Source organism: Streptomyces sp. 2323.1 (assembly GCF_900221035.1).
GTDB lineage: Bacteria > Actinomycetota > Actinomycetes > Streptomycetales > Streptomycetaceae > Streptomyces > Streptomyces sioyaensis.
The window spans coordinates 7872859-7893979 of sequence record NZ_LT907981.1 but is presented as its reverse complement, the minus strand read 5'-3'; the positions used below and the strand labels follow the sequence as shown (position 1 = coordinate 7893979).

The window sequence follows — 21121 nt, the reverse complement described above, 5'->3', positions numbered from 1 at the left end:
GACGGGGGTGGAGACCGGCTGCTTCTCGTCACACCTCCCCGGCGGGTCACCTCGGGCTCAGGCCGATGCCTGCGCCGCGGCACGCCGGCGGGCGGCCGCGGCTCGCTCCGGGTCTCCGAGTTGGTCCGCCAGCCGGGCCTTGGCGGACCAGTTGTACGGGCAGACCGGGCGCAGCCGGCTCCGTTCGCTGAGCAGGGTCCCGGCAAGTTCGGTGCGGCCTGCGCGCAGGGAGGCCTCGACCAGGGTCCGCTGGATCGCGTCCCGCTGGGCGTGGCTGCCGCCGAAGTCGTTCAGCCGGTGGCGGACGGGCAGCAGCAGATCGGCGGCCCGGCCGTACTCCTGCTGTCCATAGGCGATCAGTGCGCGGCACACGGGCAGGCCGATCCCGGCCGTCATGGCGCCGTTGGCGCCACCGGGCTCCCCCGCCAGCCAGTCTTCCCGTTCCTGGACCAGGCGCTCTGCCCGCGCGATCCGGCCCGCGCCCACATAGGCCATGACCGCATGGGCGTCGTTGAAGGCGTAGTGGGGGCCGTCGTGACGGCTCTCCCAGGCGTCCGCGAGCCGGGCCCATCGGGCGCTCTGTTCCTCCTCGGCCAGATACAGGCGCCACAACAAGGCTGCGGCGTCCAGCAGTTCCATCGCCACGCCCGCCGACCGGTCGTGGTGGAGGGCGGCGTCGTAGATCTCCAGCACCCGGGCGGTGTCGCCGGACTCCAGGGTGAACAGGGCGTAGTGCCACCAGTTGTGGACGGTGAGCAGGCTGCCGTTCGCCCAGTCCTCCGTACGGGCGTCGAGGAAACGGATCCCGTCCGTGAAGCGTCCCCGCATCTCATAGGTGTGCACCACGCTGTGGATCCCCCACACATCGCCCGGGTGCTGCGCGAGAGCCGCCAGGCCGACCTCCTCGGCGCGTGCGTAGTGGCCGGACTCCTCCAGGCCGAAGGCGTACATGCCGAGCAGCGGCCCGTGGTGCGGATCGTCGTCCGGCCAGGCGTCGAGCGCTCCGCCAATACGGTCGCGGAGGCGTTGGGCGTCGCCGGTGAGGAAGTCGTGCTGGTGGCCCGCGAAGAGCGCCAGCGCATCGCGCGGGAAGGCGATGCTGAGCTCCCCGAGGGTGCGGCCGGCGCCGTACAGATCGCCGTCCAGCCATGCCGTCGCGGCGGCGAGATGCATCCGTTCCCGGGGCGTGAGCCGCTCGGTGTCCAGGCCGGAACGGAAGCGGAGGAAGGCGTCCCGTGCCGCGGCCGCGTCCTTCTGCTCGGTTCCCAGCACGCCCAGATACGCGGCCAGCACCTGCCCCATCGCCGACCGCGGCGAGGCGGCCAGTACCGACCGTGCCGTCTCCGCGACCCGGGGCCGGAAGAACATCAGGTCGTCCAGGGCCTGTTCGTACTGGACCACGGCCTCGGCGCCGGTGTCGCTCATCGGGTGTCCGTGTCGGTCCGCTGTCACGGTGACTCCTGCGGGGAGAGTACGGGGGATCCGGGGTGCCGGCCGGTGCACCCGGTTGCCGGCTGCCGCTGGGTTCCTATGGTTACCCACTCCGCGGCAGGAGAGACGGAGCCGTGGCACGTATGACGCCTTTCGTTTGCGTACGGAAGCGAGGGCCGGCCAGGGCCAATTCCCGTCCCCGGCGCCTGCCGGCAGACACCGGACACGGCATGCACCTCGGGTGCTGCCGTGCTCCACGCCCGGCGGAAACACCCGCTTCATCTGCGAGGACCGCGCGGGAAACACGCCCTGCCTACTGTCCCGGCCATGAACTCAGGACCCGATGCGTTGACAGTCCCCGACAGCGGCCGACGGCCCCCGCAGACCGAGGCATCCACCGACGGAGCGGTCAACGAAACGCTGGAGGATTACACCCTCCGGTTCGCGCCGCGCAGTTACCGCCGTTGGACACCGATGGTGGTGGCGACCACCGCGCTGGGCGGCATCGCGTACATGGCCGACTTCTCGATCGGTGCGGGCATCGGGCTCACCCATGGCACCGCGAACGCGCTGACCGCGATCCTCGTTGCCGCCGTGGTCATCTTCGTCACCGGCTTCCCCCTCGCCTACTACGCGGCGCGCTACAACATCGACCTGGACCTCATCACCCGGGGCTCGGGCTTCGGCTACTACGGATCGGTCCTGACCAGCGTCATCTTCGCCAGCTTCACCTTCATCTTCTTCGCCCTCGAAGGCTCGATCATGGCGCAGGGACTGAAGCTGGGCCTCGGCCTGCCGTTGTGGCTGGGGTATGTGGTCTCGACCTGCATGGTGATCCCGCTGGTCATCTACGGGATGAAGGCCCTGAGCAAGCTTCAGGTCTGGACGACGCCCCTCTGGTTGCTGCTGATGGTGGGGCCGCTGCTGTATCTGGTCAGCACCGATCCCGGCACGGTGCACACCTTCCTGTCGTATACGGGCTCCCACGGCGGCAGCGGTATCGACGCCGCCTCGGTGCTGCTGGGTGCAGGCGTGTGTCTGTCCCTGATCGCGCAGATCGGCGAACAGGTCGACTACCTGCGCTTCATGCCGCCCAAGACGGAGCAGAACCGGCGCACATGGTGGACGGCCGTGGTACTGGCCGGCCCCGGGTGGGTGGTGCTCGGCGCACTCAAGCAGGCCATCGGGGTCTTCCTCGCCGTCTACATCCTCGCAAAGGCGGGCCCGGCCTCGGCCACCGAGCCGATCCACCAATTCACCGGTGCCTTCGCGGCCATGATGCCGACCTGGCTGGTCATCCCGCTGGCGGTGGTCCTGGTCGTGATCAGCCAGATCAAAATCAACGTGACCAACGCCTACTCCGGTTCGCTGGCCTGGACGAACTCGTTCACCCGGGTCACCAAGCACTATCCGGGCCGGATGATGTTCGTCCTCGCCAACCTGGCCTGTGCGCTCCTGCTGATGGAAGCGGACATGTTCAGCTTCCTCAACAACATCCTCGGGTTCTATGCCAACTGCGCCATCGCCTGGATCGTCACCGTCGCCACCGACATCATGGTCAACAAGTACCTGCTGAAACTCTCCCCGCAGGCCCCCGAGTTCCGCCGCGGCATGCTCTACGCGGTCAATCCCGTCGGCGTGGTGTCCTTCACCGCCGCGTCCGGCCTGTCGATCGCCCTGTACTTCCACGCGCTCGGGGACGCGCTCCAGCCCTACTCCCCCGTCGCGGCCGCCCTGATCGCCTTCGTCCTCACCCCGGTGCTGGCCGTCCTGACCAAGGGCCGGTTCTACCTGCGGCGCACCACGGACGGAATCGACGCCCCGCTGCTGGACGCGGACGGCAACCCCAGCTCGGCCACGTACGCATGCCATGTGTGCCGGCAGGAATTCGAGCGCCCGGACCTCGCCGCCTGCCCCACCCATGACGGGGTGGTCTGCTCGCTGTGCCTGAGCACCGACCGGACCGGCGCCCATGTACTGCCCGCAGCCCCGGCCTGACGCGGGAAACGCGCCCGGGTGCCGACTCCGGCGGGACGACGCGGACCAACTCGTTCCGCCGCCACCTCAGTTGTCCACCCGGCCCCCGGCCGTCAACACAGGCGGCCATATCACCTAAAAGTCTGCTCTTCGGGCGTGGCGTCTCTGGAGGACGGGCCGGCGGGGAACGACAGCCCTTGTACGGGCGGCTCCCAGCCGTGGCGTCGATGCCTTCAGGGGTGCGACGCCAGGGGCCGCCGTTCCTCCACCAGTAAGGAGACGGATCGATGGCTCACCGGATCAAAAGCGCCCTCGTCACCGCCGGCACCTGCGCCCTCGTCCTCGGCGGCGCCGGTCTGGCCACCGCCGACAGTGTTGCCTCGGGGGCAGCATCCGACTCACCCGGCATCGTTTCCGGAAATTCCGTCCAAGTCCCCGTCCACGTTCCGGTCAACCTCTGCAACAACACCATCAGCGTGATCGGAGCGCTCAACCCCGCTTTCGGTACGCCCTGCTTCGGCGGCTGACGCCCGACGGACAGGTGTCGGCCGAGGCATCAGCCGACCTCGGCACCGTGCCGGCCGAAGTGACCATGGCCCCCGGTGATGTCACCGGGGGCCACGTGATGCGGGGGCCGGGGTCATCGCCCGGGAATACGGTGCGCGGCGGGCGCACCCCACGCGGCCCGGGGCCGTCCGGCTCTATGCTGAAGACAATGTTTGCACCTCAGGGCCCCACCCTCCGTGAGCTCGCCGTCCAGGCGCTGTCCTCCGTCGAGCGCGGATACGACCTGCTCGCCCCGAAGTTCGACCGCACTCCGTTCCGGACCCCGGATGCGGTGCTGACCCCGGTTTCCCGCGCGCTGCACGGGCTCGGGCCGTTCGACAGCGGTCTCGACCTGTGCTGCGGGACCGGCGCGGGCATGGACGTACTGCGGCAGGTCTGCCGGGAGCGGGTCACCGGTGTCGACATCAGCGCGGGAATGCTCGCTGCGGGCCGGGCCCGTGCAGGGGCGCCGGCGACCGCACCGCGGGTCGAGTGGGTACGTGCAGACGCCCGGGCCCTTCCCTTCGCGCCGGTCTTCGACCTCGCGGTGAGCTTCGGCGCGTTCGGACATTTCCTGCCCCGCGAGCGGCCGGAGCTGTTCGCGCAGGTCCACTCGGTGTTGCGCCCCGGCGGCCGGTTCGTCTTCCCGATCGCGGCTCCCGCCCGGCCGGGGTCGCTGGGCTACTGGACGCTGCTGGCTTTCGACGCGGCGATGCGGGTCCGCAATGCGCTGTGGCACCCGAGCTTCGTCATGTACTACCGGACGTTCCGGCTCGCCGACGTGCGTACGGAGCTGACCCGGACCGGATTCGATGTGGAGCTGCAGGCGCTGCCGGAGCTCGGCCGGCGCCCCGACGGTAGCCCGCGGTGCCGGCTGGTGGTGGCCACCCGGTCCCGGTGACCGTACGGCGGCGCCTCCCGCCCGTGGGCCCGGCGAGGGCCCGTACCCTCACCAGCGCACCGCGGTGAAGTCGACGGGCTGCGGCTCCAGCTTCGCGGTACGGGCCGCCAGCCCGGCGAGACGGCGGGCCATGTCCGCCGCGGGGAGCCGCTTGCGGTCGCCGTGGCCGGGCAGCACCCACTCGAAGCGCAGCCGAGGGGCGGTCCGCGCCAGGGAGGCGGCCAGTTCCACGATCGAGTACCAGGTGACGGAGGCGGCCACCTCCAGGTCGGCGGTGGTGCGCGACCAGTAGAAGCTGTCCCCGGTGAAGCAGTACCGCTCATCGGCGAGGTAGAGCACGCTGCCGCGCGTATGGCCGGGAAGCGGATACGCCAGGACCCCGGCGCCGATCTCGACCGGCTCGGTGCCCCGTATGACGCGGTCCGCGTCCGGTGCGGCATCGAGATCGCCCTCGTGGATCCACAGCCGGGCCCCGAACCGGTCGGCGTAGCGGCGGCCGTGTGCGGCGTGGTCCTGGTGGGTGAGCAGGACGTCGGTGATGGCGCCCAACGCCTCGTAACGGGCGGCCAGTTGCTCGCTCCAACGGGGAGTGTCGATCATCATCGTGGTTCCGTCGCCGCGGTGCAGCAGATAGGCGTTGGCGCCTGCCGTATGGCGGGAATTGTGGCCGCAGAGATGGACGGCGTCGTCCAGGGCGAGCGGAAACGGGTCGAGATCGGGGCTGAGGCGCTGGCCGGAATGCCGGATCGACCGGGTGTGGCAGGCGAAGGCGGCCGCATACAGCTGCCGGGCCTCCGCGTCGCTCTGCGGCTGCCGCATCACTTCTGCGCGCCCGTTCTTCTCGCTGATCACATCGGGGGCGAGTTGCCGGGCGACATCGCAGTTGGTGCAGCGTTCGTCGACGTACCAGTCCCCGCCGGGCCCCTCGTCCGGTGCCGTTTCGGCTAACAGGTCGTTCGTCATGACGGTCCGTCCTTCTGGTCGGGGTGGGCAGATGAGTGAGCGGCCGATGCGCGCTGTCCTCAGGACTACCCCGCCGGGGACCGAAATCGGAAGAGCGGGCGAACCTTGTGCTTTGTGGGCCGAACGTCTCTTCCGGCCCGGCGATCGGACCCGGGCGACCGGGTACTTTATGGAGATATAGCAGGCCAGGAGGTCCGGAGGTTCGACGTGCCCGGCCCCGCTGGACCCGTGTCGGTCCGGACGCCCCGCCACCGGCACATAGCGGGGCGACCGTACGGTTCAGGCTGCCGCCCGGAGCGTGGCAGCGAGCCGGTGGAGGGTCACACGCATGGCGGCGCGATTGCGGGCGGCGCGCCGGGCGGGCGGGGTTCCGGTGAAGAGCAGTCCCAGCGTCTCGGCGACCCGGCGACGCCATCCGCGGCGACGCTGGTCGACCCAGTATTCGGTGACGTGGGTCCCCTCCCCCGCCGGGGTCAGGCGGTAGCCCCAGCGCGCCACGGGCAGGCCGAAGGTGGTGACGTCGAAGGCGAACTCCCGGCCGGGGTCGGCGACGACGATCCGGCACGTGGTGAACCAGACCCAGCAGGCCTTGCGGTTGATCCCCACGAAGCGCTCCCCGCGGGGCCACACCCCGATGACCTCCGGGCTCCACTCCGTCATCCGCCGGACGTCCGCGAGAGCCGCGTAGACGGTCTGCGGCGGGAACGGAACCTCCAGGGACTCCTGCACGCTCCACACCCGGGCGGTCACCGGCGGCCCTCCCACACCGGCGAGCCGTGCGTCCGGGCCGTGACGACCGCCGCGGCATCGCGGACGAGACCGGCGACGGCCCCCGTGTCGGCGAGGCTGGTGACGTGTCCGCACCTGGGCAGCAGGAGCAGCCGGCCGTCGTGGCAGGCCTTGAGGAAGTCCCGTTCGTCGCGGCGGAAGTGGTCGCGCTCGCCGTTGACCAGCCAGACGGGGCCCGGATACGCGGCGAGCGACGCGAGGGTGTCCGTCTCGCACACGGCCTGGATGGCGCTCGACGCGGTCCCGGAGCTCAGGCCCCCGGCGACCAGGGCCTCTCCCGCGGGGCCGGGGAGGGCGCGGCGGAAGGCGAATGCGCTGAGCCGATCGGCCCGTCGGGGATATCTGGCTGCCAGCCGGCCCGCTGCCTTGTAGGCGGCGGCGAACAGACCGCTCGGCTGTGTGGAACAGCCCATCGCGACCAGGCCGAGGACCCGGTCCGGGTGGGCTCCGGCGGTGGCCGTGGCGACGAAGCCGCCCAGGGACAGCCCTACGAGCAGCGCCCGGCCACCGAGTTCGTCGATGGCGTCGGCAACCGCCGCCACGGCGCCGGCGACGGTGAAGGGCTCACCTCGCCGGCTGCCGTGGCCGGGCAGATCGGGTGCCGCGGTGGGGTGGTCTTTTCCGATGGCTTGGATCACGGGTTGCCACATCGCGCCGCTCACACGCAGACCGTGCACGAACACGAGGGGCACCCCGGCTTCTTGGGACTCCATGTGCGGCACGCTACCTGAAACGCAACGCAACGTTGCGTTGTTTTTCGATGCTAATCTCTCCCCATGAGCGAGGAGCGGCACGGAACACGACCAAGCGGCGGCCCACGGAAGGCGCAGGAGATCTTCGACGCCACCCTGGATCTGCTCGCGGAGAAGGGCTACGAGGGCCTGACCATCGAGGGGGTCGCCCAGCACTCCGGCGTCAACAAGACCACGATCTACCGCTGGTGGCCGTCCAAGGGCGCGCTCCTGGGCGCCGCACTCATCGGCGCCCGCCAACTCGACCTCGCACCGCCCGACACCGGGAGCCTCCAAGGGGACCTGGAGGCCCTGCTGCACACCATCGCGACCCTGCTCACCACGCCGCCGGCCTCCGACATCGCCGTCGCCGTGCTGGGCGCCGCCACGCACAGCGCCGAGCTCGGCGCCCACGTGAAGGACTTCTTCGCCGACCGGATCGCCCGCGAGGAACCCGTCTTCACCCGGGCCATGGAGCGCGGCGAACTCCCGGCAGACGCGGACCCGATGCTCCTGGTGGACCTGCTGGCCGGGGCCGCCTGGATCCGTGTCGTACTCCGCCAACTCCCGCTGGAGAAGGACTTCGTGTCGCGCACCGTGCGCACCGTCCTGCAGGGCGCACGCGCCGCCGATTGAGGCCGCGACACGCCACCCGCCCGTGGCGCCAGCGTACCTGACGTTACCTCCGGTACGCCCTTATACGTCACCTGTTCGATCATCAACTACAACTTTGCCAATTATTTGTGTAGTTGACGGAGATTTCACTCCAGGCTCAAACCCAACAGCGACGAACTCCACACCGGACTCGTCGCTTCCACGAGGCTGGGCGAGAGGCAACAGCAAGATGACGAACAACAGAGTGACCCGTCGCGGAGGCCGGCTGATGGCGCTGACCACGGCGTCACTGGGGCTGGTTGCGGCGATGGCCATGCCGGCCGCCGCCGCGGACGACGGGCCCGCCCGGGAGCAGCTCATAGCCGACTGTGCTTCCGGTGAAGGCAAGTGCAGCTTCAACGAGCCGACGCTCGGCAAGGCGTATCTCGGAGACTTCCGTCAGGTCTCCAACTCGCTCTACAACTGCAGCACTTCGGATGCCACGCAGTCGATGGGCTGGGCGGACACTGTGGGCTCCACGGACTCCGCCGGAGTGTCCGTCACGGCCGGCGGAAAGATCGCCGGTCTGATCGACCTGAGCGTCACCGCGACCTACAACCACACCTGGTCGAGCTCGCACACCGAGAACAGCTCCCTGAACATGACGGTCAAGCCCGGTGAGGTGGGCTGGATCTCCCGCGCCCAGGTCATGCAGACCGTCTCCGGCACCTGGCAGACGCACTACGACAGCCCGAAGTGGGGCCACTACTTCTGGTTCGTACCGGACAAGGTCACCGGCCCCGCGGCCAACGGGACGGACGGTAAGAGCAATGCCGTGACCGTCAAGACCCGCAAGATGACCACTGCGGAGAAGAAGTCCTGCTCGGCGGGCGCGAAGAAGGGGCGGGCGTTCGTGGTGAAGCGCTGACCACGGTGCAGGAGAGCGGCTGAACGGACGCGCGGCCTCGCGCATCCTGCAGGGGCAGCTCGATCGCTCCGCCCGGCCGCAGTGCCTCCCGGCGCCCCATGGGCCGGGAGGCACACTCCTGTATGACGCCGCGCGAAGAGCCGTCTGCACGCCCTCCGTTCGGGGGCACCTGACACCCACTGCCACCCGCCTCACCCGGCTCACCGCCCCGTCGGCCCGACCGACATCCGCGGGCGCCGCCGAACCCCAAGTCCGCACAGAAACCGGGGAGTTCGCGTAGGCACGCCGCCCGGGTGCGTGGCACGGCTTCCCCGGCGCGGAGGAGCCTCAGTCCTGCGACTCCCTGCGCGCTGTGCCGCGTAGTCAGTGGTGCCCGGTCGGGTCCTCGCTGGTCGGGTCCTCTCCGGTCGGATCCTCGTGGTCCGGTTCGGTGCGCAGGTCGGCGTCGGAGAGTGGTTCCAGTTCGCCGTGGGTGTCCAGCCAGTACAGCAGGGCCAGGGCCGGGCCCACGACCAGCGCGGCCACCAGGGTGACCAGGCCGAGCCAGCGGAGGCTGCTGGCGGCTGCGGCGCCGTCGGCCACGGTGAGGGAGGTGGGGATGAGGTAGGGGCGCTGGGCGGCGCCCCAGGCGAGGACCGCCGCCGCGACGACGCCGACGGCGGTGATCCGGGGCCAGGCGCCGGTCCGCCGGAGCAGGAGCCATCCGGTGGCGAGGGAGCAGACTCCGGCCAGGATGACGAGGCCGAGGCCGACGCCGTGGGTGAGTCCGTGCCATACGTGCGGGGCGTCGCTGCGGGTGACGGTCAGCATGATCGCCGCCAGGACGGCGAGCGCGACCAGACTGCCCAGGGCCCGCCACCGGAAGTAGCCGACCAGATCCGGGGTCCCGAAGCGGACGGCGTCACCCGCCAGGAACACGGCGCCGAGGAAGGCGGTCGACACGATGGCGATCAGCCCGAAGAGGATGGACGTCGGGTTGGACCAGGCGTGGGCCGAGGCCTCCGTTCCGGGTACCGCCCGGCCCGAGGCGATACCGCCGACGGCCGCGCCGAGGAAGAACGGGGTGAGGAGCGAGGAGATGGCGAAGACGGCACCATACAGGCGTCGCCCGGCGATCCGGCGGAGCGGTTTGCGCAGTGCGAAGCCGGCGCCGCGCAGCACCAGGCCGATGGCGGCAAGGGCCAACGGCAGCCACATCGCGGAGAACACCGTCTGGAAGAAGACCGGAAAGCCGGTCCACATGAGGACGAAGATGAAGACGAGCCAGACGTTGTTCACCTCCCATACGGGGGCCATGGCGTGGTCGATCAGCCATCGGGGGCGCTTGCCGCGCTCGGCGCCGCCGGCCGTCAGGTCCCAGAACCCGGCTCCGTAATCGGTGCCGCCGGCGCAGGCGTAGGCGGCCACGGCGAGCAGCAGCACCACGGCGATGACCGCGGGCATCATCGCGGGCCGTCCCCGGTGGGTCCTGACCCGGTGTCTTCGGTGGGTCCTGCCCCAGTGTCATCAGCAGGTCCTGACCCTGCGTCACCGGACTGCGGCAGGCCGGCCGGTACGCCTGCGCGGGGGCCGTAAGGGGTGTCGGTCTCCGGTGCCTCGCGCCGCTCCCCCGGCGGCCGGTGCCCGTCGGCGAGACGCCAGCCCGCGCGCATTTTGAGCAGCACGGCGAGCAGCGAGCCGAAGATGAAGACGTACACCACGACCACCAGGCCCAGCATGATCCACAGACTGCTGGAGCGGGTCGCCGTCACCGCCTCGCCGATCCGCATGTGCTGGTAGACGATCCAGGGCTGGCGCCCCACTTCGGCGGTGATCCACCCGCATTCGACGGCAACGACGGAGGCGACGCCCGCGCAGGCCGCGCCGCGGAAGAACCACGGTGAGGCGGGCAGCCGGCGCCGCCGCAGCCGGCACCAGCCGTACCAGAGCGCGAGCAGGATCAGCAGCGAGCCGAGGACGACCATGAGGTCGAAGGCCCAGTGGACGATGGTCGCCTGGGTGGCCGTCGGCCGGTCGCTCGCCGGGACGGAGGTCAGTCCGGTCACCTTGGTATCGGGGGTGAACCCGGCCAGAATGGAGTCGAATTGGGGGATCTTGATGCCGCCGGAGATGCTGCCGTCCGGGTGCAGACGGCCGAAGATGTATTCCGGTACCCGGGTGTCGGTCCGCCAGACGATCTCGGTCGCGGCGAACTTCACCGGCTGCTTGTGGAAGACCGACCGGGCCAGCGAGTCCCCCAGGAGGAACTGCACGGGGGTGAACACCGCGGCGAGGGTGAAGGGGACGGTGAAGCCGAGGCGGTGGTAGCGGTCGCGGCGGCCGCGCAGCCAGCCGACCGCGTAGACCCCGGCGACGGTGTACCCCGCAGTGATGAGCATCGCCACGACGAAGTGCCAGTACTGCGGCCCGAACATCGGGGTGAAGATCGCCGACCAGACCTGGACGTGCACCGGTTTTCCGGCGGCGTCGAGGGTGAAGCCCTGGGGGGTGTTCATCCACGAGTTGGCCGCCAGGATGCCGAACGCGCCGAGCAGGGCGACCACCGGCAAGGGCAGGCCGAGCAGGAAGTGGGTGCGGGGTTTCAGCCGCCGCCAGCCGTAGAGATAGATGGCGATCAGCACCGCTTCGAGGAAGAAGGCCCACGCCTCGACCCCGAATCCGATGCCGAAGACGCCGCCCCACTTGCCCATCAGGCCCGGCCAGAGCAGCCCGAACTCGAAGGACAGCACGGTGCCGGTGACGACACCGACGGCGAACTGCACGGCCATGACCGCCGACCAGCGGCGGGCGAGGAGCAGGGCGGCGGGGTCGTTACGGCGCAGACCGCGGCGGTGCATCACCAGGGTGATCAGCGGCAGCGCCACACCGAACGGCACCAGAATGATGTGGCAGGCCAACGTGAAGGCCATGAGCTCCCTGGCCGGGAGCAGTTGAGCCGGAGCGTCCGCCAGCAGTGGGACCATGGTGTGTGCATGCCTCCATGCCTGTGCTGCCCGGGACGCCGGGGAAGGGCGGCCCCGGCGTGGCCGCCCGTGCCGCCGGCTGGTCACAGCATCACCGGCGGGCGTGGGAGCGCACGTACCGAGGGCGCACGTTGCGCCGTTGAGTCGAGGATCTTCCCTCGGGCGGCGGAGCGGGGCGGCGGAGCGGGTTCCCGAACCCGGAGGGCTACGGCGCACCGTCCTCGGCGGGAGCGTCCGACGAGGTGGCCCTGCTGGTTGTGGGGGTGACGCGGGGTCAGGAGACCCGGGTGTGGTGGTCCAGCAAGCGGGTGAGCAACTGCACGAGCTGGTCGCGTTCGGCCGGACTCAGTGGCGCGAGCAGTTCGTCCTGGAGGCCGTCCAGGACCTTGTCGAGGCGGGGTAGGCGACGACGGCCCCGGGCGGAGATCGTGATGATGTTGCGGCGCCGGTCGTCGGGGTCCGGCACCCGCTCGACGAGGTCGCGCTCGGCCAGTTCGTTGAGCACGCCGACCATGTCGCTGCGGTAGATGCCGGTGCGCCGGCTCAGCTCCGCCTGGCTGCCCGGCCCGTACTCCTGCAGTGAGGCGAGCACGGCGTAGTGCCACTTGCGGGCGTCGACCTGGGCCAGCCCCTCATTGATCAGCCGGTCCGACCGCGCGGTCAGCTGCGACAACAGTCGGCTCGCCTGCCGCCGCAGCCTGCCGGGCGTCTTGCGCGCGCCGTCGTCGGGCAGGTCCGCGGCTTCGGCTCTGGTCATGGCGCCCATCTTACTCATTGCGTTAGTCCGACTAACGATGTACGGTCACTCACGCCGAAAACGTTAGTGCAATGAACGTTAATTCGGTGAACGCCAAGGAAAGGAAGACCCGCTATTCCCAGCAAGATGGTGCAGATTCCCACCACGGACGGCCAGGCCGACGCCTTCGCCGCATTCCCCGACCACGGCGAGCAGCACCCAGGGGTGCTGATGTACGCGGACGCCTTCGGCATCCGGCCCGTGCTGCGCGAGATGGCCCGCGAACTGGCCGGGCACGGGTACTACGTGCTCGTCCCCAACTTCTTCTACCGGCACGGCCCGGCACCGCTGATCGAACTTCCCGAGCACATCGGAGAAGACGTCCGGCCCGCGGTCGTCGCCCAGGTGATGCCCTTGATCGAGGCGCACACCACCGAACGTGTCCTGAGCGACGCCGACGCCTACCTGAGGTTCCTCACCACCCAGCCCGAGGTCGGCGCCGGACCGGTCGCGGTGACCGGCTACTGCATCGGCGGCCTCCTGGCGATGCGCACCGCCGCGGCCCACCCCGGCCAGGTGGCCGCCGTCGCCGGATTCCACGGCCCCGTGGGCGCCGACGGGTCCGACAGCCTCGCCAAGCTCACCGCCCAGGTCCACCTCGGCCACGCCGAAACCGACATGACGCCCGAGGCCCTCGGCGAGCTCAACCAGGCCCTGGACGCCGCGGGTGTCGTCTACACCTCCGAGATCTACCCCGGCACCGTCCACGGCTTCACCCTGTCCGACACCGACGCCTTCAACCCCGCCGCACTGCAGCTTCACTGGGACCGCCTGCTCCCCCTCCTCGGCCGCACCCTGGCCAACGGCTGAGGCTCCGGCCCGGAAGCCGAACCCGAAGTGCACGGCTCCGCGGTGCGGAGGGGCGGTTCGGGACGATCGCCCGCCGCCACACCGCGGGCGCCCCGCACGGGAAACCGGCGGGGGCGACAGTCCCTGACTGCCGCCTCCGCCCAGCAGAGCCAACGCTCCCCTGGTATCCCTCAACCCTTCCCGGCGCTATGCCGTCTCGTGCGCGGCGGTTCCGTTGATCTTCTCGATCGCCTGCCGGGCCTGCTCCTGTGGGGAACGGGTGGGCAGGGGCGACACCGTCGTGGTCGCCACGGCGGGCTGCGCCCGCTCCTGTGCGACCGTCTTGGCATGAGTGGGCTGAGCGGCCGGCGGACGTATGCGCAACCGCTGACTGGCGGCCTCGTCCAGAGTCACCGGGCGCTTCCAACGGGCAGCGAGCCGGGCGGCGTCCTGACCGAGCGCGGCGACGTCCTCCCACTGCAGGCGAACCACCAAGGAGAGCTCGGCGTCTCCGTCCGGCAATGCCTGGATCGGCGGGATACCGGGGTGAGTCATGGTGTCCTCCTCGCGTCGTGAACCAGTGCCGCTAAGGCACGGATATCGAAAGATACGGAGGCACACCCGATGCCGTTCAATACCTGTCACGAGAAGGCAAAAACCGGGAGCGGACCTTCCTGCCGTACGAGGAGGACACCGGCAGGGGGGTTGGTCACCGCCCCCTCGGCACCGACGTCGCCGACGGCACATAGTGGTTGATCAGATTGCCGTCGCCGTGGGGCTGCGTACGGTGGGACTCGGGGTGATCGAGCCGCGACCGTCCACCCCACCACGTCCTCTTCAACAGGTATGCCATGCGTGCCACTTGCTGCTTCATCAGAGCCTCCTTCTGGATCTTCTCGCTCCCCAGCATGCAACAGCCTGCGGCCCTGCGCTACGGACCGATATGGGGTGTGGTCCGCAGTGGCGGGACGGCGGGGACTTCGGAGGCCTGGTGGATGTCGTCGGGGGTCAGTTTGAAGCTGTCGGGGTAGGCGTCGCGCCGGGTGCGGCGGGCGGGTTCGCTGGTGCGCCAGCAGTAGAGGCACTGCCCGCACTGCAGAACCTCCCAGACACCGGGGACGGGCGAGCTGAAGAGGCGCTCGATGACGGGGTGCGCACAGCGGGGGCAGGAGTCTGAGGACATGAGGGCCTTTCCTTGGAAGTTTGGAAGTGGGGTGCGTGGGGCGCGAGTTGAGACCAAAATCGCGATCGGTTGAGCCCGCCCCCCTTCCCGCGTCCGATGTCAGCGATGGCGGCCGCTGAGCGTTCGGAGCTTGTCCAGCCAGGCGGCCGTTTCGGGCAGGTCGTGGACCTGGTTGCCGTAGGTGCCGCGGCGGTCGGAACCGACGGGGGTGGTGGCGTCGATGAGGAGCTTGTCGACGATGCCGGCGGGCTGTGCCTGCGGGGCCAGTTCGAGGATCGGCATATGGGGGACCTGGACGAGGTCGCCGGCCGGGTTCATCTTGGTGGACAGCGCCCACATCACCTGCGGCAGGTTGAACGGGTCGACGTCCTCGTCGACGACGATGACGGTGGCGGCGTAGCCCAGGCCGTGCGGCGTGGTCAGCACGCGCATGCCGACGGCCTTGGCGAAGCCGCCGTAACGCTTCTTCGTCGAGACGATGACGACCAGACCGTGGGTGTACATCGCGTTGACCGCCTGGACCTCGGGAAAGTCCTTCTTCAGCTGCTCGTACAGCGGTACGCAGGTGTTGGCGGCGATCAGGTAGTCGACCTCGGTCCACGGCATCCCGAGGTAGAGATGCTCGAAGACCGGGTCGGTGCGGTAGGAGATCTTGTCGATGCGGAGGACGGTCATCTTGCGGCCGCCGGAGTAGTGACCGGTGAACTCACCGAAGGGGCCCTCGATTTCGCGCTTGCGGCCCTCGATGACGCCCTCGATGACCACTTCCGCTCCCCACGGCACCGGAAGGCCGGTCAGTGGCGCCCTGGCGATCGGTGCCGGTGCGCCGCGCAGGGCGCCGGCCAGCTCGTACTCGTTCTCGTCGTACGCCATCGGGGTCGAGGCGACGATGGAGATGACCGGGTCGTTGCCGACGGCGAGCGCGACCGGCAGGTCCTCGCCGCGCTCCTCGGCCGTCCGCAGATGCTGCGCGATGTCGTGCATCGGCACCGGCTGCAGCGCGAGCTTGCGCCGGCCCTTGACCTCCATGCGGTAGATGCCGACATTCTGCTTGCCGCTGTGGTCGGGGTCGTCGGGGTCCTTCGAGACGACCGCGGCCTTGTCGAGGTAGAAGCCGCCGTCGCCGTCGTTGAGGCGGAAGAGCGGCAGCACCTTGAACAGGTCGGCCTCCTCGCCGTCCATGGTGTTCTCGGCCCACGGTGGAGCGTCCCGCCACTCGGGCGCGACGGGGAACCGGGCCCAGCGGCGGGTGAATTCCGCCACCTGTTCCTTGGTGCCGGTCTCCTTCGGCAGGCCCAGGGCCAGGGCGTGATTGGCCCACGAGCCGTGCACGTTCATCGCGATCCGGGCGTCGGTGAAGCCCTGGACCCGGTCGAAGTACAGCGCCGGGGCCGCGTCGCCCAGGCGCGGGGCCGCGTTGGCCGCGGCGGCTATGTCCGGCTCGGGCCTGACCTCTTCGGTGATGTGCAGCAGCTGTCCCTCCTTGTCGAGGGTCTCCAGAAAGCTGCGCAGGTCGTCGTATGCCATGGGATCTCCTCGGTGGGACGGGGATACGGGGTCAGGCGGTGGGCCTGAGCGCGCGGGCGGCGCGGATGCCGTCCCACCGCCGGGCGGCAGGCGCGGGCAGGCCGAACTGGTCGAGGAGGCGGGACGTGAGGTGGTCGACAAGGTCGTCCACCGACTGCGGGTGGTGGTAGAAGGCGGGCATGGGCGGGACCATCTGCACGCCCTGACGTGTCAGCGCGAGCATGTTCTCCAGATGGATCTCGCTCAGCGGGGTCTCCCGCGGTCCGAGCACCAGCCGGCGGCGCTCCTTGAGCACCACATCCGCCGCGCGCCCCAGCAGTCCGTCGGCGTAACCGGCCCGGATGCCCGCCAGCGTCTTCATCGAGCACGGCACGATCACCATGCCGTCCGTCCGGAAGGAGCCGGATGAGATCGTCGCGCCCTGGTCCTCGGGGCGGTGGGTGACCTCGGCGAGTGCGCTCACCTCGGCGACGGAGCGGCCGGTCTCCAGCTCGATGGTGGTGCGGGCCCAGCGGGAGAGGACGAGATGGGTCTCGACGTCGGGCAGTGCGGCCAGGGCCTCCAGCAGCCGGACGCCGAAGACGGCACCCGTCGCTCCGGTCATGCCCACGATCAATCGCACAGTGGTCAGCTCCCTCGGTTCGTCGAATGGCCCGGCGGCCGCGCGGCAGGCCGACAGGCCGGAGGCCGGACGGCAGGGCGCACGGCCCGTCGGGGCTCCGTGGATGTTTCGGTCATTCGCCCCCTCACCGCATCGTCACAACGGGTTTGTGTGGCGTCCGCCCGTACGTGGTCCGACCGGTTCCGTCAGCTCTCACGCTAGGCGCGTGACACCCCTTCGGAGCGGTACGCTGAGGACAGATCATGGACACAAACGGACACGCTGAGGTCACCGAGGTCCCCTTCCGGTCTTCGGCGGGAGCCCCGCCGGGCGCGGAGGTCCTCGACTTCACCGAGTTGCTCGCCCGCGCCCGCGGGCACGGCATCGTCCCGTACGCCCCCAAGCGCCTGGCTTTCCATGAGCTGATCTCGGTGCGCACCGGCACGCTGCGCTGTTCCGTGGACTTCACCGAACACGAGCTGACCCCGGGCAGCTGGCTGTGGGTGCGCCCCGGCCAGATCAGCCAGTACCGCTCCGACCTCACCGAGGCCGAGGGCACCGTCGTCCTCTTCCTGCCGGGCTTTCTGGCTCCCGCGACCGTGGACACCGCCCGTGTCGACCAGCGCAACTGGCAGCTGCCGCTGACCCCCGGGGGCGCGGAAGGCGATGCCGTACGCCGCGTCCTGGAGCTGCTGGAGAGCGAGCACCGGCGGCCGGCCGCGCTGCCGCTGGAGGTGCACATCGACGTGGTCCGCCATCTGCTGGCCGTGCTCGTGCTGCGGCTGGCCCATCTGCACGGGGCGCAGGCCGGCGACGAGGCGGGCAGTGAGCCGTTCCGGCGCTTCCAGCAGGCGGTGGAGCGCGATTTCGCCCGCACACACCGGGTCGAGGACTACGCCCGGCAGCTGGGCTACAGCGTCCGTACCCTCACCCGCGCGACCCGCGAGGCCGCCGGGTGCGGCGCCAAGCGCTTCATCGACGACCGGGTCCTCCTGGAGGCCAAGCGACTGCTGGTGCACACCGACCGCACCGCCACCGCCATCGGCGACCGGCTCGGCTTCCCCGATGCCACGGTCTTCACCAAGTTCTTCCGGCAGCGGGCCGGGGAGACCCCGACTGCCTTCCGCACCCGGGCGCGGGGGAGCTGAGCGGGAGGCCGGCACCAGGCTCCGGGCATCGGGCTCCGGACTTCGACGCGCTGGCCTGCTGCCTAGACCACCTGCCGACGGTCCTGCTGGGCAGCCCCGCGGCGTAGAGCTGCTGAATCCATCGGACGCGGTCGACGGCACCGTCCTCGACCCGCAGACGGTCGCCCACGCCTAATGGCGAGTTCGCCGCTCGGGCTCCCTACCCCCCGTGCCTTACCTGCGCGTGCCCTTCCGGAACTCCTCCCTTCAGAACGCCACTTGCGCACCATCCGTTGCCCCGCGCCACCGGAGCCTCTACGTTGAGCGCGCCTGAATTCGGCTTCAACCCGCCGCCGGTGCGGCGGGATCCGGGAGGAACCCCCCATGCACAGATGTGCCTCCAGACGCAGTCCCATACGCACCACGGTGTCCGTCGGTATCGTCGCGGTGGCGGTGGCCGCCGCGACAGCCGCCGCGGCCATCGCCCAGGGCGCCACCCCGGCACCGCCCTCGCACGGACAACGTACGCAGCAGGTCGAGTACTTCACCGGCGACTCCGGGCACCCCCGGCACACTCGCGTCCCGGTCTCCAAGCCCCTCTCCCCGTCCGAACGGTCCGCGATCGCCGCCGGGGACGGTGACGTCACGCCGATCGTCCGCAACGGCGCCGTCGGCAGCAAGCTCGATGTCGTCTTCGTCGGCGACGGCTACACCGCCGCCCAGCAGGAGGACTTCCACGCGGACGTCCGCGCCAAATGGGCCAAGATGACCGCCGTCGAGCCGTACGCCTCGTACACCGGCCTGTTCAACGTCTGGGCCGTCGACGCCGTCTCGCACGACTCCGGTGTCTCCGGGGACCCGACCAAGGACGTGGTGCGGGACACCGCCCTGAACTCAGCCTTCTTCTGCGAAGGCACCGAGCGGCTGCTGTGCGTGGACACCGGCAAGGTCGAGTCGTACGCCGCCAAGGCCCCGGCCGCCGACCTCGTCGTGGTGCTCTCCAACTCCACCAAGTACGGCGGTGCGGGCTACAACGACATCTCCTCGCAGGTCGGTTACGACGGGATCGCCACCGCGTCCTCCGACAACGACCGGTCCGACCAGATCGCGGTGCACGAGACCGGTCATTCGCTCGGCAAGCTCGCCGACGAGTACGCATACGGCGAGTCCGGAACCTACTCCGGCCCCGAGCCCGCCCAGGCCAACCTCAGCACGCTCTCCGCGGACCAGATGACCGCCCAGCGGCAGAAGTGGTACCGCTGGATGGGCCAGAAGTCGCCGGACGGCGGCGCGGTCGGGGCATTCGAGGGCGGCGGCTACTACGAGCACGGACTCAACCGCCCCACCGACAACTCGATCATGCGGTCGCTCGGCCGGCAGTTCAACCTCCCCGGCCGCGAGGCGATGATCGCGGGCTTCTACCGCTATGCGAGCGTGCTGAGCAGTCCGGTGCCCACCGGTCGGGCGGTGCCCCGCGGGGCTCGTATCCGCGTCGCGTTGCCCGCTTCCGCGCGGGTGAGGTGGTACGTCGACGGCCACGAGCGCAAGGCCGCGCGCGGCAAGCACACGGTCGTCCCGCGAGCCCTCGGCGTCCCGGCCGACGGCCGGCCCCACACGGTCACTGCCAGGGCCATCGACCGTACGGGCGCCGTCCGCGACCCGGCGGTGCGCAAGCTGCTGTCCCGCTCGCTGACTTGGCGGGTTGCCACGTATTAGGACAGCTGCGGGGTGGCGCGGGGCAGGCCGCTGTGAGTGGCCTGCCCCGTGCGGCGTGAAAGCGGTCTCCGGCGGTGGGAGACGGGGCGGGCGAGGAAAGGGCGGTGGGCGGGGCGGATCCTGGGAGGGCCGGTCCGCGAGGGCGGAGCCGCTGGCGCGGCATCCGTGCGGCCGGCACTGCCTCCACCGCCCCGGACCCGTCGGGGCGGACCACGCCGCACCGGACGACACCGCGTTGGTGGACGTCAACGGCAGTCATCTGCACGGGGTGTTCGCCGCCAGGTGAGCCGCCGCGGTCAGAGGCGCACCACCATCTTTCCGGTGTTCCGGCCGTCCATCAGCCCGAGGAAGGCCTCGACCGCGCTGCCGATGCCGTCTTCGACCGTCTCACGGAAGCTGATCTTCCCTTCGGCCAGCCAGCCGCCCATCTCGTCGGCGAACCGCGGTTGCAGGTCCGCGTGGTCGATCACCTCGAAACCACGCAGGGTGAGCCGCTTCTTCACCAGCTCGACCATGTTGCGCGGCCCCGACGGGAGCTCGGTGCCGTGGTATCCGGAGATCGCGCCGCACAGCGCGGCCCGGCCGTTCCTGTTCAGGGCGTCGATGGCGGCTTCCAGATGGTCTCCGCCGACATTGTCGAAGTACACGTCGATGCCGTCCGGGGCCGCCTTCGCGAGCTGTGTGCGGACCGGTCCGGCCTTGTAGTTGAAGGCGGCGGTGAAGCCGAGTGCACCGGTCAGATAGGCCACTTTGGCGTCGGAACCGGCGCTGCCGATCACCGCCTTCGCGCCGCGCAGCCGCGCGATCTGACCGGCCAGACTGCCCACCGCACCGGCCGCACCGGAGACGAAGACCGTCTCCCCCGCGCGCAGTCCCGCGATCTCGGTCAGCCCGACGTAGGCGCTCAGGCCGGGCATTCCGAGCACGCCGAGAAACGCCGAGTCCGCAACGCCGTTGACGCGCCGCAAGAGGGTGAAGCGCTCGGCCGGCGCGACCGCACCGGTACGCCAGCCGAGAGCACTGAGCACCAGGTCACCCGGAGACAGCCCGGCCGCCCGCGACTCGACGACCTCACCGACGGCCCCGCCCGTCATCGGCCGGTCCAACCGGTAGGCCAGGTCACCGGTCTGCTCGGTACTCATCAGCGCCCGCATATAGGGGTCGACAGACAGGAAGGTGTTGCGGACCCTCACCTCACCCTCCGCCGGTGCGGGTAACTCCCGTGTCACGAGACGGAAATCCTCCGGCGCCGGGCGTCCCACGGGGCGTGCGGTCAGGTGCCACTCCTGCACGGTGCTGGTCATGCGCCGCTCTCCTGAGGTCGTTGGGCAACTCTTCGGTAGCGACAGCGCGGCCGGGCCCCGGATCATTCCGACGGCCTTCGGGGGCAGTTTCGCTGCTGTCGTGGTCAGTACCGACGGCCGACGTGGTCCGTACCGACCGCCGACGTGTCCGTACCGACGGCCGTAGTCAGCTCCGACTGCCGCCGTGACCAGCTCCGACGGCCATTGTCAGTGCTGCCTGGCAGACTCGGTTCCCTCACGAGCAGGAGGGCAGAT

At 70.3% G+C, this 21121-nt stretch carries 21 protein-coding genes; 8 read left to right on the top strand and 13 right to left on the bottom strand.

Features of this window, described 5'->3' with window-relative positions:
- Positions 1-57: 57 nt before the first annotated feature.
- A complete protein-coding gene (locus CPH93_RS33825) occupies positions 58-1452 on the bottom strand; it encodes a tetratricopeptide repeat protein (protein ID WP_093648382.1) in 1395 nt (464 codons plus the stop codon).
- Positions 1453-1758: 306 nt separating this feature from the next.
- On the opposite strand from CPH93_RS33825, the gene CPH93_RS33820 reads away from it, so the two are divergent.
- The 3 genes from CPH93_RS33820 (at position 1759) to CPH93_RS33810 (ending at position 4855) form a co-directional block, all read left to right on the top strand.
- On the top strand, positions 1759-3429 hold the full coding sequence (locus CPH93_RS33820; RefSeq protein ID WP_231977059.1) for a purine-cytosine permease family protein: 1671 nt from the start codon (positions 1759-1761) through the stop codon (positions 3427-3429).
- A gap of 266 nt (positions 3430-3695) precedes the next feature.
- Positions 3696-3935 (top strand): chaplin, encoded by a 240-nt coding sequence (locus CPH93_RS33815; RefSeq protein WP_093481521.1) that lies wholly within the window; start codon positions 3696-3698, stop codon positions 3933-3935.
- 188 nt (positions 3936-4123) lie between these two features.
- Positions 4124-4855 carry a class I SAM-dependent methyltransferase gene (locus tag CPH93_RS33810; protein ID WP_096215040.1) on the top strand — a complete coding sequence of 244 codons (732 nt, stop codon included), beginning with the start codon at positions 4124-4126 and terminating at the stop codon, positions 4853-4855.
- Positions 4856-4903: 48 nt separating this feature from the next.
- On the opposite strand, the gene CPH93_RS33805 is transcribed toward CPH93_RS33810, so the two are convergent.
- The 3 genes from CPH93_RS33805 to CPH93_RS33795 all read right to left on the bottom strand — a co-directional run bounded on the left by CPH93_RS33805 (position 4904) and on the right by CPH93_RS33795 (position 7320).
- The gene (locus CPH93_RS33805; protein ID WP_093481523.1) at positions 4904-5818 is read right to left on the bottom strand and encodes an MBL fold metallo-hydrolase; all 915 of its coding nucleotides are present in this window, start codon (positions 5816-5818) and stop codon (positions 4904-4906) included.
- Positions 5819-6097: 279 nt separating this feature from the next.
- A complete protein-coding gene (locus CPH93_RS33800; RefSeq protein ID WP_096215701.1) occupies positions 6098-6568 on the bottom strand; it encodes an SRPBCC family protein in 471 nt (156 codons plus the stop codon).
- Positions 6565-7320 (bottom strand): alpha/beta fold hydrolase, encoded by a 756-nt coding sequence (locus tag CPH93_RS33795; protein WP_231977058.1) that lies wholly within the window; start codon positions 7318-7320, stop codon positions 6565-6567. The genes CPH93_RS33800 and CPH93_RS33795 overlap by 4 nt, the downstream gene beginning before the upstream one ends.
- A 63-nt stretch (positions 7321-7383) precedes the next feature.
- Here CPH93_RS33795 and CPH93_RS33790 point away from each other — a divergent pair, with 63 nt between their 5' ends.
- Both CPH93_RS33790 and CPH93_RS33785 read left to right on the top strand, forming a co-directional pair.
- Positions 7384-7974 carry a TetR/AcrR family transcriptional regulator gene (locus CPH93_RS33790; RefSeq protein ID WP_093648390.1) on the top strand — a complete coding sequence of 197 codons (591 nt, stop codon included), beginning with the start codon at positions 7384-7386 and terminating at the stop codon, positions 7972-7974.
- A gap of 208 nt (positions 7975-8182) precedes the next feature.
- The gene (locus tag CPH93_RS33785) at positions 8183-8860 is read left to right on the top strand and encodes a hypothetical protein (protein ID WP_093481527.1); all 678 of its coding nucleotides are present in this window, start codon (positions 8183-8185) and stop codon (positions 8858-8860) included.
- 363 nt (positions 8861-9223) lie between these two features.
- Here CPH93_RS33785 and CPH93_RS33780 read toward each other — a convergent pair whose 3' ends face one another.
- The 3 genes from CPH93_RS33780 to CPH93_RS33770 form a co-directional block, all read right to left on the bottom strand.
- Positions 9224-10306: a cytochrome d ubiquinol oxidase subunit II gene (locus CPH93_RS33780; RefSeq protein ID WP_096215039.1), complete on the bottom strand. Its 1083-nt coding sequence runs from the start codon at positions 10304-10306 to the stop codon at positions 9224-9226.
- Entirely contained in the window at positions 10303-11823 is a 1521-nt protein-coding gene (locus tag CPH93_RS33775) for a cytochrome ubiquinol oxidase subunit I (protein WP_096215038.1), read from the bottom strand. The genes CPH93_RS33780 and CPH93_RS33775 overlap by 4 nt, the downstream gene beginning before the upstream one ends.
- Positions 11824-12097: 274 nt before the next feature.
- Complete coding sequence (locus CPH93_RS33770) at positions 12098-12580, bottom strand: MarR family winged helix-turn-helix transcriptional regulator (protein WP_093649013.1); 483 nt, start codon at positions 12578-12580, stop codon at positions 12098-12100.
- 126 nt (positions 12581-12706) lie between these two features.
- On the opposite strand from CPH93_RS33770, the gene CPH93_RS33765 reads away from it, so the two are divergent.
- The gene (locus CPH93_RS33765; protein ID WP_443031417.1) at positions 12707-13429 is read left to right on the top strand and encodes a dienelactone hydrolase family protein; all 723 of its coding nucleotides are present in this window, start codon (positions 12707-12709) and stop codon (positions 13427-13429) included.
- Positions 13430-13615: 186 nt separating this feature from the next.
- Here CPH93_RS33765 and CPH93_RS33760 read toward each other — a convergent pair whose 3' ends face one another.
- The 5 genes from CPH93_RS33760 to CPH93_RS33740 all read right to left on the bottom strand — a co-directional run bounded on the left by CPH93_RS33760 (position 13616) and on the right by CPH93_RS33740 (position 16740).
- Positions 13616-13963: a hypothetical protein gene (locus tag CPH93_RS33760; RefSeq protein WP_006606957.1), complete on the bottom strand. Its 348-nt coding sequence runs from the start codon at positions 13961-13963 to the stop codon at positions 13616-13618.
- A 154-nt stretch (positions 13964-14117) separates the two neighbouring features.
- Entirely contained in the window at positions 14118-14282 is a 165-nt protein-coding gene (locus tag CPH93_RS33755) for a hypothetical protein (RefSeq protein ID WP_159032195.1), read from the bottom strand.
- Between the two features lie 57 nt (positions 14283-14339).
- Positions 14340-14591, bottom strand: a complete 252-nt coding sequence (locus CPH93_RS33750; RefSeq protein WP_093481532.1) for a non-oxidative hydroxyarylic acid decarboxylases subunit D — start codon at positions 14589-14591, stop codon at positions 14340-14342.
- 99 nt (positions 14592-14690) lie between these two features.
- Entirely contained in the window at positions 14691-16118 is a 1428-nt protein-coding gene (locus tag CPH93_RS33745; protein WP_096215036.1) for a non-oxidative hydroxyarylic acid decarboxylases subunit C, read from the bottom strand.
- A 31-nt stretch (positions 16119-16149) separates the two neighbouring features.
- Complete coding sequence (locus tag CPH93_RS33740; RefSeq protein ID WP_096215035.1) at positions 16150-16740, bottom strand: non-oxidative hydroxyarylic acid decarboxylases subunit B; 591 nt, start codon at positions 16738-16740, stop codon at positions 16150-16152.
- A 242-nt stretch (positions 16741-16982) separates the two neighbouring features.
- Between CPH93_RS33740 and CPH93_RS33735 the strand changes: the two genes are divergently transcribed.
- Positions 16983-17867 (top strand): AraC family transcriptional regulator, encoded by an 885-nt coding sequence (locus CPH93_RS33735; RefSeq protein ID WP_096215034.1) that lies wholly within the window; start codon positions 16983-16985, stop codon positions 17865-17867.
- A gap of 363 nt (positions 17868-18230) precedes the next feature.
- Positions 18231-19562: a M64 family metallopeptidase gene (locus CPH93_RS33730; protein ID WP_096215033.1), complete on the top strand. Its 1332-nt coding sequence runs from the start codon at positions 18231-18233 to the stop codon at positions 19560-19562.
- Between the two features lie 296 nt (positions 19563-19858).
- Here CPH93_RS33730 and CPH93_RS33725 read toward each other — a convergent pair whose 3' ends face one another.
- Positions 19859-20866: an NADP-dependent oxidoreductase gene (locus CPH93_RS33725; protein WP_096215032.1), complete on the bottom strand. Its 1008-nt coding sequence runs from the start codon at positions 20864-20866 to the stop codon at positions 19859-19861.
- Positions 20867-21121 lie beyond the last annotated feature (255 nt).